Raw genomic sequence first — 13,746 nt, 5'->3', positions numbered from 1 at the left:
GCGGCCTCCTATTCGGGACAGTATTGTTTGACTTGAATCCAATATGCGCCTTTAAATCGCTGCCAACAAACGAGCTTTCTGCAACCGTCAGTTAAGAAATTCTTGCGTGATGAGCGACTATCTTCCCCCTCTGACAGCCTTACGGGCATTTGATGCGGCCGCCCGGCACATGTCTTTTGCCAAAGCGGCCGATGAGTTACACGTCACCCCCGCCGCGCTTTCGTTTCAGATCAAATCGCTGGAGGAACATCTGGGCCGCCCTTTGTTTCGGCGCCTGAACCGCGCAGTGGAATTGACCGAGGCCGGCCGAATGCTTGCCCCTGGGGCAGTAGACGGATTCGCGACGCTTCAGGCTGCGTGGCAGGCGGTGCGGCGGCTAGGAGATGAGACCAGCCTGACAGTCACCGCAGGACCTGCATTAACCGCCAAATGGTTGGCACCGCGCCTATACGAGTTCGCCCGTGCTCATCCGGAAATTGATCTGAAGTTCTCGGCCACGCTGCGGAACATGGATTTGGAACGGGACGACGTGGATGTCGCAATAAGGTTCGGCTACGGGCCTGATGACGGCCTTTATGCGCTACCCGTGCGCAAAGAATGGTTAACTCCGGTGATGACGCCGGAACTGGCCGAACAGGTCACTACGCCCGAAGACCTGCGAAACGCGCCTTTGATTCATGACGACTCGATTGGTTTTTTGAAGCCCGCGGCAGATTGGGCAACGTGGTTTCGTGCTGTGAAAATGGATTTCGAACCCACCCACGGACCGCGGTTTTCCCATGCGGACCATGCGATTGACGCCGCTGTGGCAGGGGTCGGCGTGGCGCTGGGACGGCGTGCAATGATCATCAAGGACCTGACCGAAGGTCGTCTGGTTGCGCCGTTCAAGATTGCCATCGAAACCCAGGCGCGTTTTCGGTTCCTCTGCCTGCCGGGTGCAGAAAAACGACCACAGATCGCAGCTTTTCGGGATTGGTTTGTAGCCGAGATCGAAAAAACCGCTCATATCTCGGATGCATTTGAAATCATCCCTGTCGAGGACATCCCACCCGCATGACCAAAACCCGCGCCACCGCCATCGGTTTTGTCGCCGTTCTTCTTTGGTCGCTGTTAGCCTTGCTGACCGTGGGGTCAGCGCCAACACCGACTCTGCTGCTGAACGCTGTCTGCTTCACGCTCGGCGGCACGCTGGGGCTGATCTGGACATGGCAGTCGGGCGGACTGAGCCAGTTGAGGGCCGTAAAATGGCGTGTCTATGCCTTCGGAACGATTGGCCTGTTTGGATATCACGCACTTTACTTTTCCGCGCTGCGTATGGCCCCTGCGGCCGAGGCCGGGCTGATCGCCTATCTGTGGCCTTTGCTGATCGTCCTGTTTTCCGGTCTGCTACCCGGCGAACATCTGCGCCCCGGTCACTTGATCGGCGCATGTCTGGGCTTTGCCGGGGCTGCGCTGATCATCACGGGCGGCGGAGGCACCGGGTTTCAGGCCGCCTACCTTCCGGGATATGCGCTGGCCTTACTGTGCGCCCTGACATGGTCGGGATATTCGGTTCTGTCCCGGCGGCTTGGCGAGACCCCCACCAGTACCGTGGCCGTCTTCTGTGTTTTGACTGCAATCGCGTCATGGGCCCTGCATTTCGCGTTGGAAGAAACCGTCTGGCCTGAGACATCTTTAGGCTGGGCATCGACCGTTGCGCTGGGTCTGGGGCCAGTCGGCCTGGCGTTTTATGTCTGGGATATCGGGGTCAAGCAGGGCGACATTCAGATGCTTGGCACCAGCTCGTACGCGGCACCTTTGCTGTCGACTGTAGTGCTGATCCTTGCCGGGATCGCCGCCCCGTCCTGGGGTCTGGCGATCGCAGCGGTTTTAATCACGGGCGGCGCTTTGATTGCAGCGCGTGCCAGTCTGAAGTCTTAAGACGACAAGCGTTCGATCTCTTCTTTCAGCTTCAGTTTTTGCTTTTTGAGTTGCGCGATATGGAGATCGTCGATGCCTGGCGAGCGTTGGGCTTCTTCCACTTCAAGGCCGAGAGTTTCGTGTTTTTTCTTCAGCTCCGTCAGATGTGCGCTCACGCTCATGGCGATCCTCCTTGGTTGGTGTGTATATTCCACCTAGGAAGTTGAACACATCGTTTCCACCCTGTCACGCCGCAGATGCACAGATTCTGTAATAAATCCGACAAATTCGGCTGGTCTTTGCCCATTAGTTTGAAAATCCGTACAGCGCGGCGCCGTCTCTCAGCACCGCCGACACCTGCGGGGTATAGCTTTCGCCATCTTCTTCGTGGCGATCACCGTTGTGCAATATCAGTGGGGCATGCAGCTGAAACGCAGCCCGACCGCTCTTGCGTGCGCGCAAGATAACCAGTTCCGCCCGCCTGCCGACCCGCGCAGACAGCGGCAGCACCTCGACCGAGCCCAGCCGCGTCTGACAAGCCACCAACATATCCGGCAGCCGATCCGCTTTTTGGATCATATGCAGACACCCCCGCGGCGCGAGACGTTTTGCCGCCACGTCGATCCAATGCTCCAGCGGTGTTTCCTCGCCCAGCGCAATGCTGCGCCCCTTATCCGCAGCCGCGCTATGCGCACCGGCTCGGTAGTACGGCGGGTTGGCGATCACGTGATCGAATTGTCTTTGTCGTAGCTCACCGGGTAGTGCGCTTAGGTCAGCCTGAACCACGTCCAGCGACACACCGTTGTCATCCGCATTTCGGCCCGCCAGTTCGGCATAAGCCGCCTGCAACTCCACCCCAATCAGTTGCAGACCCGGAATTCGCGCCGCCAGGCACAAAATTGCGGCACCGGCCCCGCAACCCAACTCCAGCACTGATTGCCCGGGCTCAGCAGGGACCGAAGCGGCCAACAGAACCGGATCAACCCCCGCCCGATACCCGGCTTTCGGCTGCCACAGGCGGACGCGCCCGCCCAGGAAATCATTGCAGCTCAGGTCGTCATCGGTAAACCGGTTCATCGGCCCAGCGGGATATCGTTATCACGCATCACACGCTCAGCGCGGATCAGGTCATCGGCGCGCACCATCAGGCGGCGCGGGAAGATTCCTATGCCACCTTCGAGGATGCTCATATTTACGTCCATCTGAAAGCAGTCTATATCCTCGCCCTCAAGAAGAGCGGATGCAAAGGCCAGGATCGTTGGGTCGGTGCTGCGCAGAAGTTCTTTCATGGGGATGGATGTAAGGGCAAGGCGAGGCGGAAGTCGAGCCTTGTATCAGGAGTGTGATGAATATCAGCACAATCTCGAAACCGCATGAACGGCTGGCAGAAATTCTGGCCGGGGAAATGGAGTCGGTCAACGATCTGATCCGCACACGTATGGCATCGGAACATGCCCCGCGCATCCCCGAGGTCACGGCGCATCTGGTCGAAGCGGGCGGCAAACGTTTGCGCCCTATGCTGACATTGGCTGCGGCGCATTTGTTTGGCTATTCCGGCGAGCACCACGTGCGTTTGGCGGCGACGGTTGAATTCATCCACACGGCGACCCTGCTGCATGACGATGTAGTGGATGAAAGCGGGCAACGACGCGGGCGGCCCACTGCAAACCTGCTGTGGGACAATAAGTCCAGCGTGTTGGTGGGCGACTACCTGTTTTCCCGCAGCTTTCAGTTGATGGTCGAAACCGGGTCGCTACGGGTTCTGGATATCCTCGCCAATGCCTCGGCCACGATTGCCGAAGGCGAGGTACTACAGATGACTGCCGCCACCGATCTGGCAACGGATGAAAGCGTGTATCTGCAGGTGGTGCGGGGGAAAACGGCGGCCTTGTTCTCGGCGGCAACCGAGGTCGGTGGGGTTATTGCCGGTGCGTCCGAGGCGCAGGTCAAAGCGCTGTTCGCCTATGGCGATGCGTTGGGCATCGCATTTCAGATTGCCGATGATCTGTTGGATTATTTGGGCGACAGCAAAGCCACCGGCAAGAATGTCGGCGACGATTTCCGTGAACGCAAGCTGACCCTGCCCGTGATCAAAGCCGTGGCGCAGGCCACACCAGAAGAACGCGCCTTCTGGCAACGGACGATTGAGAAAGGCCGTCAGCAAGAGGACGATCTGGACCACGCACTGGGCCTGATGAACAAATATGGCACATTGGACGCCACGCGCAGGGATGCGGTTGGCTGGGCCGATAAAGCCAAAGTTGCGCTGGATGCCCTTCCCGATCATGAGATCCGCTCGCTGTTGCGCGATCTGGCGGATTACGTGGTTTCGCGCCTTAACTAAGCAACGTCGCGCGGCACCACCAATCCGGATGGGCCGCGCCGATCTCGTACGCCGCGAAATGCGCGTCCTTCATCGTGGGGTACAGCGCGAAGCAGGTTGAACCTGAGCCCGACATGCGGGTCATCAGCGCGTTTCGCGTCTCTGCCAATTCATCCAGAACCCGCCCGATCTGAGGGGCGCTTCTTTTCGCTGCAACCTCAAGATCGTTGCGCTGCATGGCAAGCCATTCCACGCAGGATTGGATGCCCTCGAACCCAGGCAGCGTGTCAGGCATCCCCGGGTTGTCGCGTGTTTCCAACGCTTTGAACACTGCACCCGTGGGAACCTCGACGCCGGGGTTGACCAGCAATGCGGGCAAATCGGGCAACTGGACCGGTGATACCCGATCTCCGATCCCCCGCATGCGAGAGGCTTTGGCGACCATGCAGACAGGGACATCGGCGCCAATCGACAAGGGCAAAACCGTGGGAATTTCCATGCCTTGCGCATCAAGCGCACGCAGTGTCGCGGCTGCGTCCGATGAACCTCCACCAATACCGCCGCCATGGGGCAGCACCTTGTTCAAACTGATCTGGCCGGTCCAGCCCGCGGCCTCGGCAGCCTGCCAGACCAGATTGCGGTGATCCGTGGGGACGCCTACGGCAAATTCGCCTGTTACGTCGATGGACAGTTTTGCGCCTGGGCTGAAGGTCAGCCGATCCCCCACATCCGCGAAAACCACCAGTGAATCCAGCAGGTGATAGCCATCCTCACGCTGGCCGGTCACGTGCAGGGTCAGGTTGATTTTGGCGGGCGCGAAAGCCTCAACCTTCATTGGCGACCTTCAAGGGGTCTGCGCCTTCTTCAACCAGCACCGCATCCAGACCAACCTCGATCTTGCGGCGGATGCGGTCGGGATCGGCCTCGCCATCGGTGTCTTCGGGGTCGATGAAGGATAGCGCACGTTTCCACTGGAACTCGGCCTCGCGCGCGCGGCCTACAGCCCAGTAGACGTCGCCCAGATGATCATTGACCACCGGATCGACCGGCATCAGCTCAACCGCGCGCTCCATATGCTCAACCGCTTCCTCATAGCGGCCCAGACGGAACAGCACCCAGCCCAGACTGTCAACGATGTAGCCACTGTCAGGACGCGCGGCGACAGCGCGCTCGATCATCTCAAGGGCCTCGTCCAGTTTTTCGCGGCGCTCGACAAGGGAATAGCCCAAATAGTTCAACACCTGCGGTTGGTCCGGGTTCAACTCCAGCGCACGACGGAAATCGGCCTCGGCGCTGTCCCAGTTCTTGAGGCGCTCGTGGGAAATCCCCCGTGCATAATACAGGAACCAGTTCGTGCCCGAGCCTTCTTCGGTCAGCGAAACGGCAGTGTCGTAGGACGTCACAGCATCTGCGTAATCCTCTTGCTGGCGCAACAGATCGGCCAGCGCCACATGCACGCCGGGGAGATCGGGCTGCTTGATCGCAAGATTGCGCAGCACCTCGATGGCCGCGTCCGACTTGCCCGACCGGCGCAGCACTTCGGCGCGCCCCAGTTCAGCGGCGTGGTGGTCGATACTGTCTGGCGGAACCATGCGATAAGCCTCAACCGCCAGATCGAACTGGTTCAGCCCTTCCAGCAGTTCCGCGCTGAGAAGAATGGCATCGATATGATCGGGGCGCAGGAAACCGGCAATGCGCGTGTACAGCAGCACATAGTCTGCCGCGGCTTCGGTGTTCAACGCAGCCCCAACCGAAAAATACACCTCGGCCATGCCGTCTCGGGCCGAATGAACATGAGTGAACGGCAAGGTCTCACCGTCTTGCAGACGGGCGATGTAGTGCTCTAGTGACGGGTCGCTGCCTGCGGCAAAAACGTCATCCAGAAATTGCAACGCGTCTTCGTTGCGATCCAACTGTGACAGAACTTCGGCCCGGGCCAGCGCTGCTCGGCGCGAAAGCTGCGACACTGCGCCGTCATCTGCAGCGAACACCGCCTCGGCCCCTTCGAAATCACCTATCGAGGCCAGTGCCAAGGCCTTGTGATACAGTGAGAATTCCCGCAACCCCTCCTGTTCGGCAACGGCATCGAATTGATCCATCGCCTGGGTCATCGCGCCCTTACCCATATGGGCCCAGGCAGTGACCAACCCGTCGATCAGAGGGCCCACACCCTGTGTTTCAGGATCGCGAGCCAACAGCTCATCCAACTTGTCTTCAGCAATCAGGTTGGCCGAAACGGCCATCCGCGCCGCCTGACTGGTCAATCCGGCTTCTTCAATCACCTGCGCAATTGGCAGGGCACCAGTGATATCACCCAAAGCCAAGCGCGCCAGCAGCACGCTTTCCTGCAACTGTTGATTGTCCGAATCGAAGTTGAGCGCCCGCGCATAGTAACGCTCGGCGGCTTTATAGTCGCTTTCATAGATGGCCTGACGCCCGGCCAGATAAGCCCCTGCACCAGTATCCGCCGAAACGGACGTTACGACCATCGAGGTAATAATCGCAGCCACTGCCGCGCGACGAACCCGAGAAAACACCAAAAGCCTGCCTTGTTGTCGTTGACTGTGTGACAAGCTAGGGCCTTGGCCGGTAAGAGGCAATGGCAGAGCCTTCACGACCCTGCCAGAGCCCATCTTTTCGCTTACATATTGGGGTAGTTTGGCCCATCCCCGCCCTGAGGCGTGGTCCAGGTGATATTCTGGCTTGGATCCTTGATGTCACAGGTTTTGCAGTGGACGCAGTTCTGGAAATTGATGACGAATCTCGGGCCGTTCTCATCCTCGACCATTTCGTAGACACCAGCCGGGCAGTAGCGCTGCGCCGGTTCGTCGAACTTGGGCAGGTTCACTTTGACCGGAATCTCCGGGTCCGCCAGTTTCAGGTGGCAGGGCTGGCTTTCCTCGTGGTTGGTCGCCGCAAAGGACACATTGGTCAGGCGGTCGAAGGACAACACACCATCGGGTTTCGGATAGTCGATGGGCTGGTGTTTGCTGGCATCCTCGGTCGACTCGGCGTCGTTCTTGCCGTGACCCACCGTGCCGAACAGCGAAAAGCCCAGCGTGTTTGTCCACATATCCAGACCACCCAGCATCAACGATGCTGTCAGGCCCCATTTCGACCAGATCGGCTTGACGTTGCGCACCTTCTTCAGATCAGCCCCGATGGCACCGTCGCGTACTTCGGCCTCGTAAACGGTCAGCTCATCCCCCGAACGCTCGGCCTTGATGGCATCAAACGCGGCCTCGGCCGCAGCTTTGCCCGACAGCATCGCGTTGTGGTTGCCCTTGATGCGCGGCACGTTGACCATACCTGCCGAACAGCCCAGCAGCGCTACGCCTGGAGCAACCAGTTTCGGCATCGACTGATACCCGCCTTCGGTGATGGCCCGCGCGCCGTAGGCCACGCGCTTGCCGCCTTTCAGCAGCTCGGCGACCATCGGGTGATGTTTGAAGCGCTGGAACTCCATGTAAGGGTACAGGTATGGGTTCTTATAGTTCAGGTGCACCACGAAACCGACATAGACCTGATTGTTTTCAAGGTGATAGATGAACGACCCGCCACCCGCGTTGCTGCCCAACGGCCAGCCCATGGTATGCGTGACCGAGCCTTCCTTGTGCTTGGCCGGATCGATCTCCCAGATCTCTTTCATGCCGACGCCGTATTTCTGCGGCTCTTTGCCAGCAGACAGGTCGTATTTGGCGATGACCTCTTTGGACAGCGAACCGCGGACACCTTCGGACAGGAAAACGTATTTCCCGTGCAGCTCCATGCCCGGTTCGGTGTTGGGGCCATAGGAGCCATCGGGCTCAAGACCGAAGACACCAGCCACGACGCCTTTGACCTCGCCGTTCTCGCCGTAGACCAGCTCAGAACAGGCCATGCCGGGGAAGACTTCCACGCCCAGCTCCTCGGCCTGTTCCGCCATCCAGCGGCAGACATTGCCCATCGAGACGATGTAGTTGCCGTGGTTGTTCATCAGCGGCGGCATCGGGAAGTTGGGGATACGGATCTTGCCCGCCTCACCCAACATATAGAAGTTGTCTTCGTGCACCGGCACATTCAGCGGCGCGCCTTTTTCTTTCCAGTCGGGGATCAATGCGTCCAGACCGCAGGGGTCCAGAACCGCGCCCGACAAGATATGCGCGCCCACTTCCGAGCCCTTTTCCAGAACCACGACATTCAGGTCGGAATCCAGCTGTTTCAGACGGATGGCCGCTGACAAGCCCGCGGGGCCTGCACCCACGATCACAACGTCATATTCCATCGCTTCGCGTTCAATCTCGGCCATCGCGGGCTCCTTAGCTAACTTTCCGAATTGGCGCTCTCATCGCTTGGTCTGCGCAATTTTGTTTCACGGCTGATTACATGGTTGGAAAGACGTTGGTCAATCGAAACACGGCGTAAAACCGTAGTAATACGGTAGTTCAGCCGTCTGGCGCATCGCCCAGTAGATATCTGGGACCGCTACCATGTGATTTGGCCCTGTCATCAGGGTTGTAGAGCGCGCATTTCGGCAGGCTCAGGCAGCCACAGCCGATGCAGCCGTCCAGATTGTCCCGCAATCGCATCAGGGTATCGATTCGCTGATCCAAATGTGCGCGAAGCCCGGTGCTAATCCTTTTCCAATCCTGTGGTGTCGGAGTGCGGTTGCCGGGCAAACCGGACAGGACTTCGCGGATTTCAGGCAAGGTCAGGCCGAACTGCTGGGCGATCATGACAAAGCTCAGCCGCCGAATGTCAGCCCTTTGATACCGCCGCTGCCCGCCGGGATTGCGCCAGGGGGAAATCAGACCCTGCGCCTCGTAATAGCGAATGGCCGACACTGCCAGCCCGGTGCGACGGGCCAGTGCGCCAATGGAAAGACCTTCTGATGCAGGCATGGTTACCTCTCAAAAAATACCTTGACCTAAAGTTAGGTTTAGAAATTACAGTGAATCGGGACAAGCAAAAATGCGAAGGAGATCCCATGATGGCGACGCTTGAACACACTAACTTTACCGTGCGCGACCCCAAGGCCTCAGCCGAATGGCTGCAAAAGGTGTTCGGCTGGAAAATCCGCTGGGAAGGGGCGGCAATGGCAGGCGGGTATACGGTTCATATCGGCACCCAACACACATATCTTGCACTCTACGCCCCTGATCATCCAAAGCCAGCCAGTGAAAGCAGCTATGCCACGATCGGTGGTCTGAATCACGTGGGCGTCCTGGTCGAAGATATCGACGAAACCGAAGATCGCGTGCGCAAAGCCGGGTTCACCCCGCATAATCACGCCGATTACGAACCGGGCAAACGGTTCTATTTCGACGACGACAACGGCATCGAATTCGAGGTGGTCCAGTATGATTGAGATGTTATGGCTGGGCACCGATGCGCATCGATGGCGTCGGGGTGAGCTTTTGGGTCACCGCCACAGAAGACCGCCCCCGCGACGGCGTTAAGTTGCAAATCCCTGGCCCCATAGTCTTTGGCCCCTTGCAATTCGCGCTTTATTTGGGTCAGTTAATTGACGACCCATCTTTCGCCCCGACGCTGTCCCATGCGGCGGGGCGCATCAATTTATGCGTGGACGACAAGACTATGGAAAAGATTCCCATGACGCCTGCGGGCAATGCCGCGCTCGAGGCGGAACTGAAGAACCTCAAATCCGTCGAGCGCCCGGCGATCATCGAAGCCATCGCTTCGGCCCGGGAACTGGGTGATTTGAAGGAAAACGCCGAATACCACTCGGCCCGCGAAAAGCAGGGCTTTATCGAAGGCCGCATCAAAGAGCTGGAAGGCATCCTGTCGCTGGCTGATGTCATCGATCCCGCCAAACTGTCGGGTGCCATCAAGTTCGGTGCCAAGGTCACGCTGGTCGATGAAGATACAGATGAAGAAAAGACCTGGCAGATCGTTGGCGAATACGAGGCCAATATCGAAAGCGGCCTGCTGAACATCAAATCGCCCATCGCGCGTGCCCTGATCGGCAAGGACGAAGGCGATAGCGTTGAAGTGCGCACGCCCGGCGGTGTGCGATCCTATGAAGTTCTAAGTATCGAGTACGCCTGACCCCGGAGCGTTTGTCATGTCGGAGCCCAACCAAGATCACGAAGCCGAGCGTCCGACCTCGTTGGGTATCTATGACCGACCGGGGCAGCCTTCGGTGACCGGGATCGAGATTGCGGCCATCATTCTCAGCGTTGTCTGGCTGATCATTTCGATCGTGTTTCTGGTGGTGCCCGGGCAGCAACAAGGCGGTGGGTTCATCGTTACGTTTCTTGCCGTGTTCATGCCGGTGGCCATGATTTGGGTGGCGGCCATGGCCATGCGTGCCAGCCGGATCATGCGCGAGGAAAGCGCCCGGCTGCAAACCGCCATCGATGCCATCCGCAACGCTTATGTCGCACAGCAACAGCGTGCGGCCATCAGCTATGAACCCGCGGTAGGCCGCAAGCTGGACGAAATCGCCGCCACGGCCAAAAAAACGGAAAGCGCATTGGCCACCTTTTCGACCCATCGGGCCGAACTGGAACGTGTCAGCGCACCAGAACCGGCGGAAGGCGATCAGACAACGCTAGAGCTTGGCACCACTGCCGAAGAAATTTCTCCTCCGCTGGCGACGGATATCTTTATCCGAGCGCTGAATTTCCCGGAAACACAGAACGATGCAGAAGGGTTTGATGCGCTTCGGCTGGCGCTGAAGGATCGCAAAGCGGCGCAGATCGTGCAGGCTTCGCAGGATGTTCTGACGCTGCTCAGCCAGGAAGGCATCTATATGGATGACCTGCGACCAGACATGGCACGGCCCGAAATCTGGCGTCAGTTCGCCCAAGGTGAACGCGGGCGCGCGGTTGCCGCGTTAGGTGGTATCCGCGACCGTTCTTCGTTGGCACTGACGGCAGCGCGCATGAAGCAGGACCCGATTTTCCGGGATGCCGCCCATCACTTTTTGCGTCGGTTCGACCATATGATCGTCGATTTCGAGCCCGAGGCCAGCGATGCCGATCTGACCGCTTTGGGCGAAACCCGCACCGCGCGCGCCTTTATGCTGTTGGGCCGGGTTGCCGGAACCTTCGACTAAAGCCCAAAGCTGCTGTAGGGGATAAATCGCACCGGATCACCCGGTTTGATGTGACGTTCGCCATCCTCAATCTCAACCAGCCCTTCAGCCCAGCTTAACCCGCTGATCCGGCCAGAGCCTTCGGATTGGAACACTTCGGCCTGACCGTCCCGCACGCGGGCGCGCAGATATTCACGGCGTCCGGGTTTTTTGCGTTTTTCAAAAGCGGCAGGCAGATCGAACCCCTGCGGATCGCTCCAGCCTTCCCCGACCATCAACCCAAGCGCGGGGCGGGCAAAGATCAGCGTGCAGACCATGGCCGCGACAGGGTTGCCCGGCAGCCCAAAGACCGGGGCCCCGTCCCACATACCCAGGGCCAGCGGGCGGCCGGGTTTCAAGGCAATCCGCCATTGCTGCATCGCGCCAGCCTCGCGCAACAGGGCCGAGACATGGTCTTCGTCCCCCGCCGAAGCCCCGCCGCTTGTAAGGATCACATCCGCTTTTTCGGCGGCCAAGTCCAACCGCGCGTGCAATGCGCCACGGTCGTCGGGCACGCGCCCCATGTCCACCGGCTGAAAGCCCATCCGCTTGATCAACGACAGCAACATGGGTCGGTTGGCGTCAAATATCTGTCCGACCCCTGCCGCCTCGCCCGGATCGACCAGTTCGTCCCCTGTAGACAGAACCGCTACGCGCAGGGTGGATCGCACCGGCACCTCTGACACACCGACAGCTGACAACAGGGCCAGATCGGCGGGCGCCAGTCTCCGACCGGCAGGCAGTGCGACGTCACCTGCCAAAACATCCTCGCCCGCCCTGCGGGTATTGGCACCTTGCTTCAGCGGCCCGCGAAAGGCGATATGGCCGTCCTGAACGGTCACATCTTCTTCGAGGATCACCGTATCCACACCGTCTGGCAGAGCGGCACCGGTCAACACCCGCAAGGCCTGACCTGCCGGGACCGTTCCGTCAAAGGGCGACCCAGCCGCTGCACGCCCCTGAACCAGCGGCAGCACATGTGAGCCTTCTGCGACAGCACCCGAAAAGCCATAGCCGTCTACCGCTGTGTTCGGTTGCGGTGGATTGGATCGCAGGGCTGTTACCTCACCCCCCAGAACCCGGCCTGCGGCTTCAAACACAGGCACCGTTTGGACATTGGTCACCGGGCGCAACCGGGCGCGCAGAAGGGCCAATGCGTCGTCAACAGGTGTCCAGTCCACCCCGGCCGGAAGGGCAAAACAGTCGTTTCTCAGCGGCGGCGGCGCGATGTCCGGTTTTTTCGGCGATCCGGTCATCCCTGCAACCCCACCTCTTCCAATATGAAATCAGCGATGCCGCTTGTGTCGTTCAAGTCAAACACAGGCCGATCCGAATCCATCGGAATATCACTGGCTATTGCCCGAATGCTGTCATTGCCCGGTGCAATCAGAGGATTGCCCGCCTCGGACCGAAAAGCTTCGACCTTGGGGTGCGGTTCGCGCTTGTACCCCTCAATCAACACCAGATCGACCGGCGACATTCGGGCAAGCAAATCCTGTAAACGGGGCTCATCAGCGCCGCGCAATTCTCGTATCAGCGCAACACGGCCCGACGAGGCCAGAACGACCTCGGAAGCCCCTGCAACGCGGTGGCGATAGCTATCGGTGCCCGGATGGTCCACATCCACATTGTGATGCGCATGCTTGATCGTTGAAACCGTAAACCCACGCCCAGTGATGTCTGCCACCAGCCGTTCCATCAAGCCGGTCTTTCCCGCGTTCTTCCAGCCTGTTACGCCGTAAACCCTCATGCCCGCTCCAATAGCTGTCGCGCCCGTTCCAAATCGTCTGGCGTGTTGACGTTGAAAAACGGATCAAAGGGCTCGGCTGGAAACAGGGCCTCGCGACCGTCATGCTGGTCTGTCCACAGCACAACTTTACGCAAACCATCCTGCAAGGCCGTACGCAGATCATCACGCAGCGCCACAGGCCATAGGCCGAAGGTCGGATGCCGGTTAACCCGCCTGCCACCCCCGGATTTCAGCGCCTCTTCCCCGGTGCGCGGTGTGGTGGCCAACACCAGTGGATGCGCCTGACCATCGGCTGCCTGCATCAATCGTGCAACCAGATCGTTGGGAAAAAACGGAGTGTCGGCAGCAGCAGTGACGATGCAGTCAGCGCCCTGCCCCGCCGCCCAATCCAGCCCGGCCAGAACACCGGCCAGAGGGCCTGCATAACCGTCGATAGTGTCGGGCAGAACCGGCAGATTCAGATCGGCAAACCGTTCCGGATCACCATTGGCATTCAGCGCCAATCCGTCCACCTGCGGAGCCATCCGGTCAATGACATGTGCCAGAAGGCTCTGCCCGCCAACCTGCAACAAGCCTTTGTCACCGCCACCCATCCGGGTAGCGAGCCCTCCCGCCAGGATAACGCCAACAGGTCTGGTCATTCCTGCACCTTGTCTGCTTTCTTCCAACTGATCGGCCGATTACAACCTTGTAGAT

General features: G+C 59.5%; 16 protein-coding genes. 6 read left to right on the top strand and 10 right to left on the bottom strand.

Features of this window, described 5'->3' with window-relative positions; translation table 11 throughout:
* The first annotated feature begins 109 nt into the window (after nt 1–109).
* Nucleotides 110–1,057: a transcriptional regulator GcvA gene (locus ACP0GE_RS13000; protein WP_424832353.1), complete on the top strand. Its 948-nt coding sequence runs from the start codon at nt 110–112 to the stop codon at nt 1,055–1,057.
* The gene (locus ACP0GE_RS12995) at nt 1,054–1,920 is read left to right on the top strand and encodes a DMT family transporter (protein WP_424832352.1); all 867 of its coding nucleotides are present in this window, start codon (nt 1,054–1,056) and stop codon (nt 1,918–1,920) included. The genes ACP0GE_RS13000 and ACP0GE_RS12995 overlap by 4 nt, the downstream gene beginning before the upstream one ends.
* On the opposite strand, the gene ACP0GE_RS12990 is transcribed toward ACP0GE_RS12995, so the two are convergent.
* The 3 genes from ACP0GE_RS12990 to ACP0GE_RS12980 all read right to left on the bottom strand — a co-directional run bounded on the left by ACP0GE_RS12990 (nt 1,917) and on the right by ACP0GE_RS12980 (nt 3,188).
* Complete coding sequence (locus ACP0GE_RS12990; protein WP_424832351.1) at nt 1,917–2,081, bottom strand: YdcH family protein; 165 nt, start codon at nt 2,079–2,081, stop codon at nt 1,917–1,919. The two genes, ACP0GE_RS12995 and ACP0GE_RS12990, sit on opposite strands and share 4 nt — an antisense overlap.
* A gap of 124 nt (nt 2,082–2,205) precedes the next feature.
* The gene (locus tag ACP0GE_RS12985) at nt 2,206–2,976 is read right to left on the bottom strand and encodes a tRNA1(Val) (adenine(37)-N6)-methyltransferase (protein ID WP_424832350.1); all 771 of its coding nucleotides are present in this window, start codon (nt 2,974–2,976) and stop codon (nt 2,206–2,208) included.
* The gene (locus ACP0GE_RS12980; RefSeq protein WP_170327214.1) at nt 2,973–3,188 is read right to left on the bottom strand and encodes a DUF2007 domain-containing protein; all 216 of its coding nucleotides are present in this window, start codon (nt 3,186–3,188) and stop codon (nt 2,973–2,975) included. Before ACP0GE_RS12980 ends, ACP0GE_RS12985 begins: the two co-directional genes overlap by 4 nt.
* 56 nt (nt 3,189–3,244) lie before the next feature.
* Between ACP0GE_RS12980 and ACP0GE_RS12975 the strand changes: the two genes are divergently transcribed.
* A complete protein-coding gene (locus ACP0GE_RS12975; RefSeq protein ID WP_424832349.1) occupies nt 3,245–4,243 on the top strand; it encodes a polyprenyl synthetase family protein in 999 nt (332 codons plus the stop codon).
* Here ACP0GE_RS12975 and ACP0GE_RS12970 read toward each other — a convergent pair.
* From ACP0GE_RS12970 to soxR, 4 genes are all read right to left on the bottom strand, one after another.
* The gene (locus tag ACP0GE_RS12970; RefSeq protein WP_424832348.1) at nt 4,236–5,057 is read right to left on the bottom strand and encodes a 4-(cytidine 5'-diphospho)-2-C-methyl-D-erythritol kinase; all 822 of its coding nucleotides are present in this window, start codon (nt 5,055–5,057) and stop codon (nt 4,236–4,238) included. The two genes, ACP0GE_RS12975 and ACP0GE_RS12970, sit on opposite strands and share 8 nt — an antisense overlap.
* A complete protein-coding gene (locus ACP0GE_RS12965) occupies nt 5,047–6,711 on the bottom strand; it encodes a tetratricopeptide repeat protein (protein ID WP_424833853.1) in 1,665 nt (554 codons plus the stop codon). Before ACP0GE_RS12965 ends, ACP0GE_RS12970 begins: the two co-directional genes overlap by 11 nt.
* Before the next feature lie 152 nt (nt 6,712–6,863).
* The gene (locus ACP0GE_RS12960; RefSeq protein WP_424832347.1) at nt 6,864–8,510 is read right to left on the bottom strand and encodes a 4Fe-4S dicluster domain-containing protein; all 1,647 of its coding nucleotides are present in this window, start codon (nt 8,508–8,510) and stop codon (nt 6,864–6,866) included.
* A 136-nt stretch (nt 8,511–8,646) separates the two neighbouring features.
* Nucleotides 8,647–9,102, bottom strand: a complete 456-nt coding sequence (soxR, locus tag ACP0GE_RS12955) for a redox-sensitive transcriptional activator SoxR (RefSeq protein ID WP_424832346.1) — start codon at nt 9,100–9,102, stop codon at nt 8,647–8,649.
* 86 nt (nt 9,103–9,188) lie between these two features.
* Here soxR and ACP0GE_RS12950 point away from each other — a divergent pair, with 86 nt between their 5' ends.
* The 3 genes from ACP0GE_RS12950 (at nt 9,189) to ACP0GE_RS12940 (ending at nt 11,282) form a co-directional block, all read left to right on the top strand.
* Nucleotides 9,189–9,569, top strand: coding sequence for a VOC family protein (locus ACP0GE_RS12950; RefSeq protein WP_424832345.1), 381 nt, complete (start codon nt 9,189–9,191; stop codon nt 9,567–9,569).
* 230 nt (nt 9,570–9,799) lie between these two features.
* Nucleotides 9,800–10,270: a transcription elongation factor GreA gene (gene greA / locus ACP0GE_RS12945; protein ID WP_424832344.1), complete on the top strand. Its 471-nt coding sequence runs from the start codon at nt 9,800–9,802 to the stop codon at nt 10,268–10,270.
* 16 nt (nt 10,271–10,286) lie between these two features.
* On the top strand, nt 10,287–11,282 hold the full coding sequence (locus ACP0GE_RS12940) for a hypothetical protein (protein ID WP_424832343.1): 996 nt from the start codon (nt 10,287–10,289) through the stop codon (nt 11,280–11,282).
* Here the strand turns inward: ACP0GE_RS12940 and glp are convergent.
* Genes glp through mobA form a run of 3 tightly spaced genes read right to left on the bottom strand, consistent with a single transcriptional unit; the run spans nt 11,279 to nt 13,691 of the window.
* A complete protein-coding gene (gene glp / locus ACP0GE_RS12935; protein WP_424832342.1) occupies nt 11,279–12,556 on the bottom strand; it encodes a gephyrin-like molybdotransferase Glp in 1,278 nt (425 codons plus the stop codon). The two genes, ACP0GE_RS12940 and glp, sit on opposite strands and share 4 nt — an antisense overlap.
* Entirely contained in the window at nt 12,553–13,050 is a 498-nt protein-coding gene (mobB, locus tag ACP0GE_RS12930; protein WP_424832341.1) for a molybdopterin-guanine dinucleotide biosynthesis protein B, read from the bottom strand. The genes glp and mobB overlap by 4 nt, the downstream gene beginning before the upstream one ends.
* Nucleotides 13,047–13,691 carry a molybdenum cofactor guanylyltransferase MobA gene (mobA, locus tag ACP0GE_RS12925; protein WP_424832340.1) on the bottom strand — a complete coding sequence of 215 codons (645 nt, stop codon included), beginning with the start codon at nt 13,689–13,691 and terminating at the stop codon, nt 13,047–13,049. The genes mobB and mobA overlap by 4 nt, the downstream gene beginning before the upstream one ends.
* Between the last annotated feature and the right edge of the window lie 55 nt (nt 13,692–13,746).

This window comes from Ruegeria sp., from assembly GCF_965243365.1.
GTDB lineage: Bacteria > Pseudomonadota > Alphaproteobacteria > Rhodobacterales > Rhodobacteraceae > Ruegeria.
The sequence above is the reverse complement of the archived record's forward strand: the minus strand, read 5'-3'. Positions and strand labels throughout refer to the sequence as shown.

Coding starts and splice junctions, on each gene's coding strand:
- greA (WP_424832344.1), top strand. CDS start 9,800: ATGGAAAAGATTCCCATGACGCCTGCGGGCAATGCCGCGCTCGAGGCG.
- glp (WP_424832342.1), bottom strand. CDS start 12,556: ATGACCGGATCGCCGAAAAAACCGGACATCGCGCCGCCGCCGCTGAGA.
- mobB (WP_424832341.1), bottom strand. CDS start 13,050: ATGAGGGTTTACGGCGTAACAGGCTGGAAGAACGCGGGAAAGACCGGC.
- soxR (WP_424832346.1), bottom strand. CDS start 9,102: ATGCCTGCATCAGAAGGTCTTTCCATTGGCGCACTGGCCCGTCGCACC.
- ACP0GE_RS12940 (WP_424832343.1), top strand. CDS start 10,287: ATGTCGGAGCCCAACCAAGATCACGAAGCCGAGCGTCCGACCTCGTTG.
- mobA (WP_424832340.1), bottom strand. CDS start 13,691: ATGACCAGACCTGTTGGCGTTATCCTGGCGGGAGGGCTCGCTACCCGG.
- ACP0GE_RS12965 (WP_424833853.1), bottom strand. CDS start 6,711: ATGGTCGTAACGTCCGTTTCGGCGGATACTGGTGCAGGGGCTTATCTG.
- ACP0GE_RS13000 (WP_424832353.1), top strand. CDS start 110: ATGAGCGACTATCTTCCCCCTCTGACAGCCTTACGGGCATTTGATGCG.
- ACP0GE_RS12995 (WP_424832352.1), top strand. CDS start 1,054: ATGACCAAAACCCGCGCCACCGCCATCGGTTTTGTCGCCGTTCTTCTT.
- ACP0GE_RS12985 (WP_424832350.1), bottom strand. CDS start 2,976: ATGAACCGGTTTACCGATGACGACCTGAGCTGCAATGATTTCCTGGGC.
- ACP0GE_RS12990 (WP_424832351.1), bottom strand. CDS start 2,081: ATGAGCGTGAGCGCACATCTGACGGAGCTGAAGAAAAAACACGAAACT.
- ACP0GE_RS12960 (WP_424832347.1), bottom strand. CDS start 8,510: ATGGCCGAGATTGAACGCGAAGCGATGGAATATGACGTTGTGATCGTG.
- ACP0GE_RS12980 (WP_170327214.1), bottom strand. CDS start 3,188: ATGAAAGAACTTCTGCGCAGCACCGACCCAACGATCCTGGCCTTTGCA.
- ACP0GE_RS12970 (WP_424832348.1), bottom strand. CDS start 5,057: ATGAAGGTTGAGGCTTTCGCGCCCGCCAAAATCAACCTGACCCTGCAC.
- ACP0GE_RS12950 (WP_424832345.1), top strand. CDS start 9,189: ATGATGGCGACGCTTGAACACACTAACTTTACCGTGCGCGACCCCAAG.
- ACP0GE_RS12975 (WP_424832349.1), top strand. CDS start 3,245: ATGAATATCAGCACAATCTCGAAACCGCATGAACGGCTGGCAGAAATT.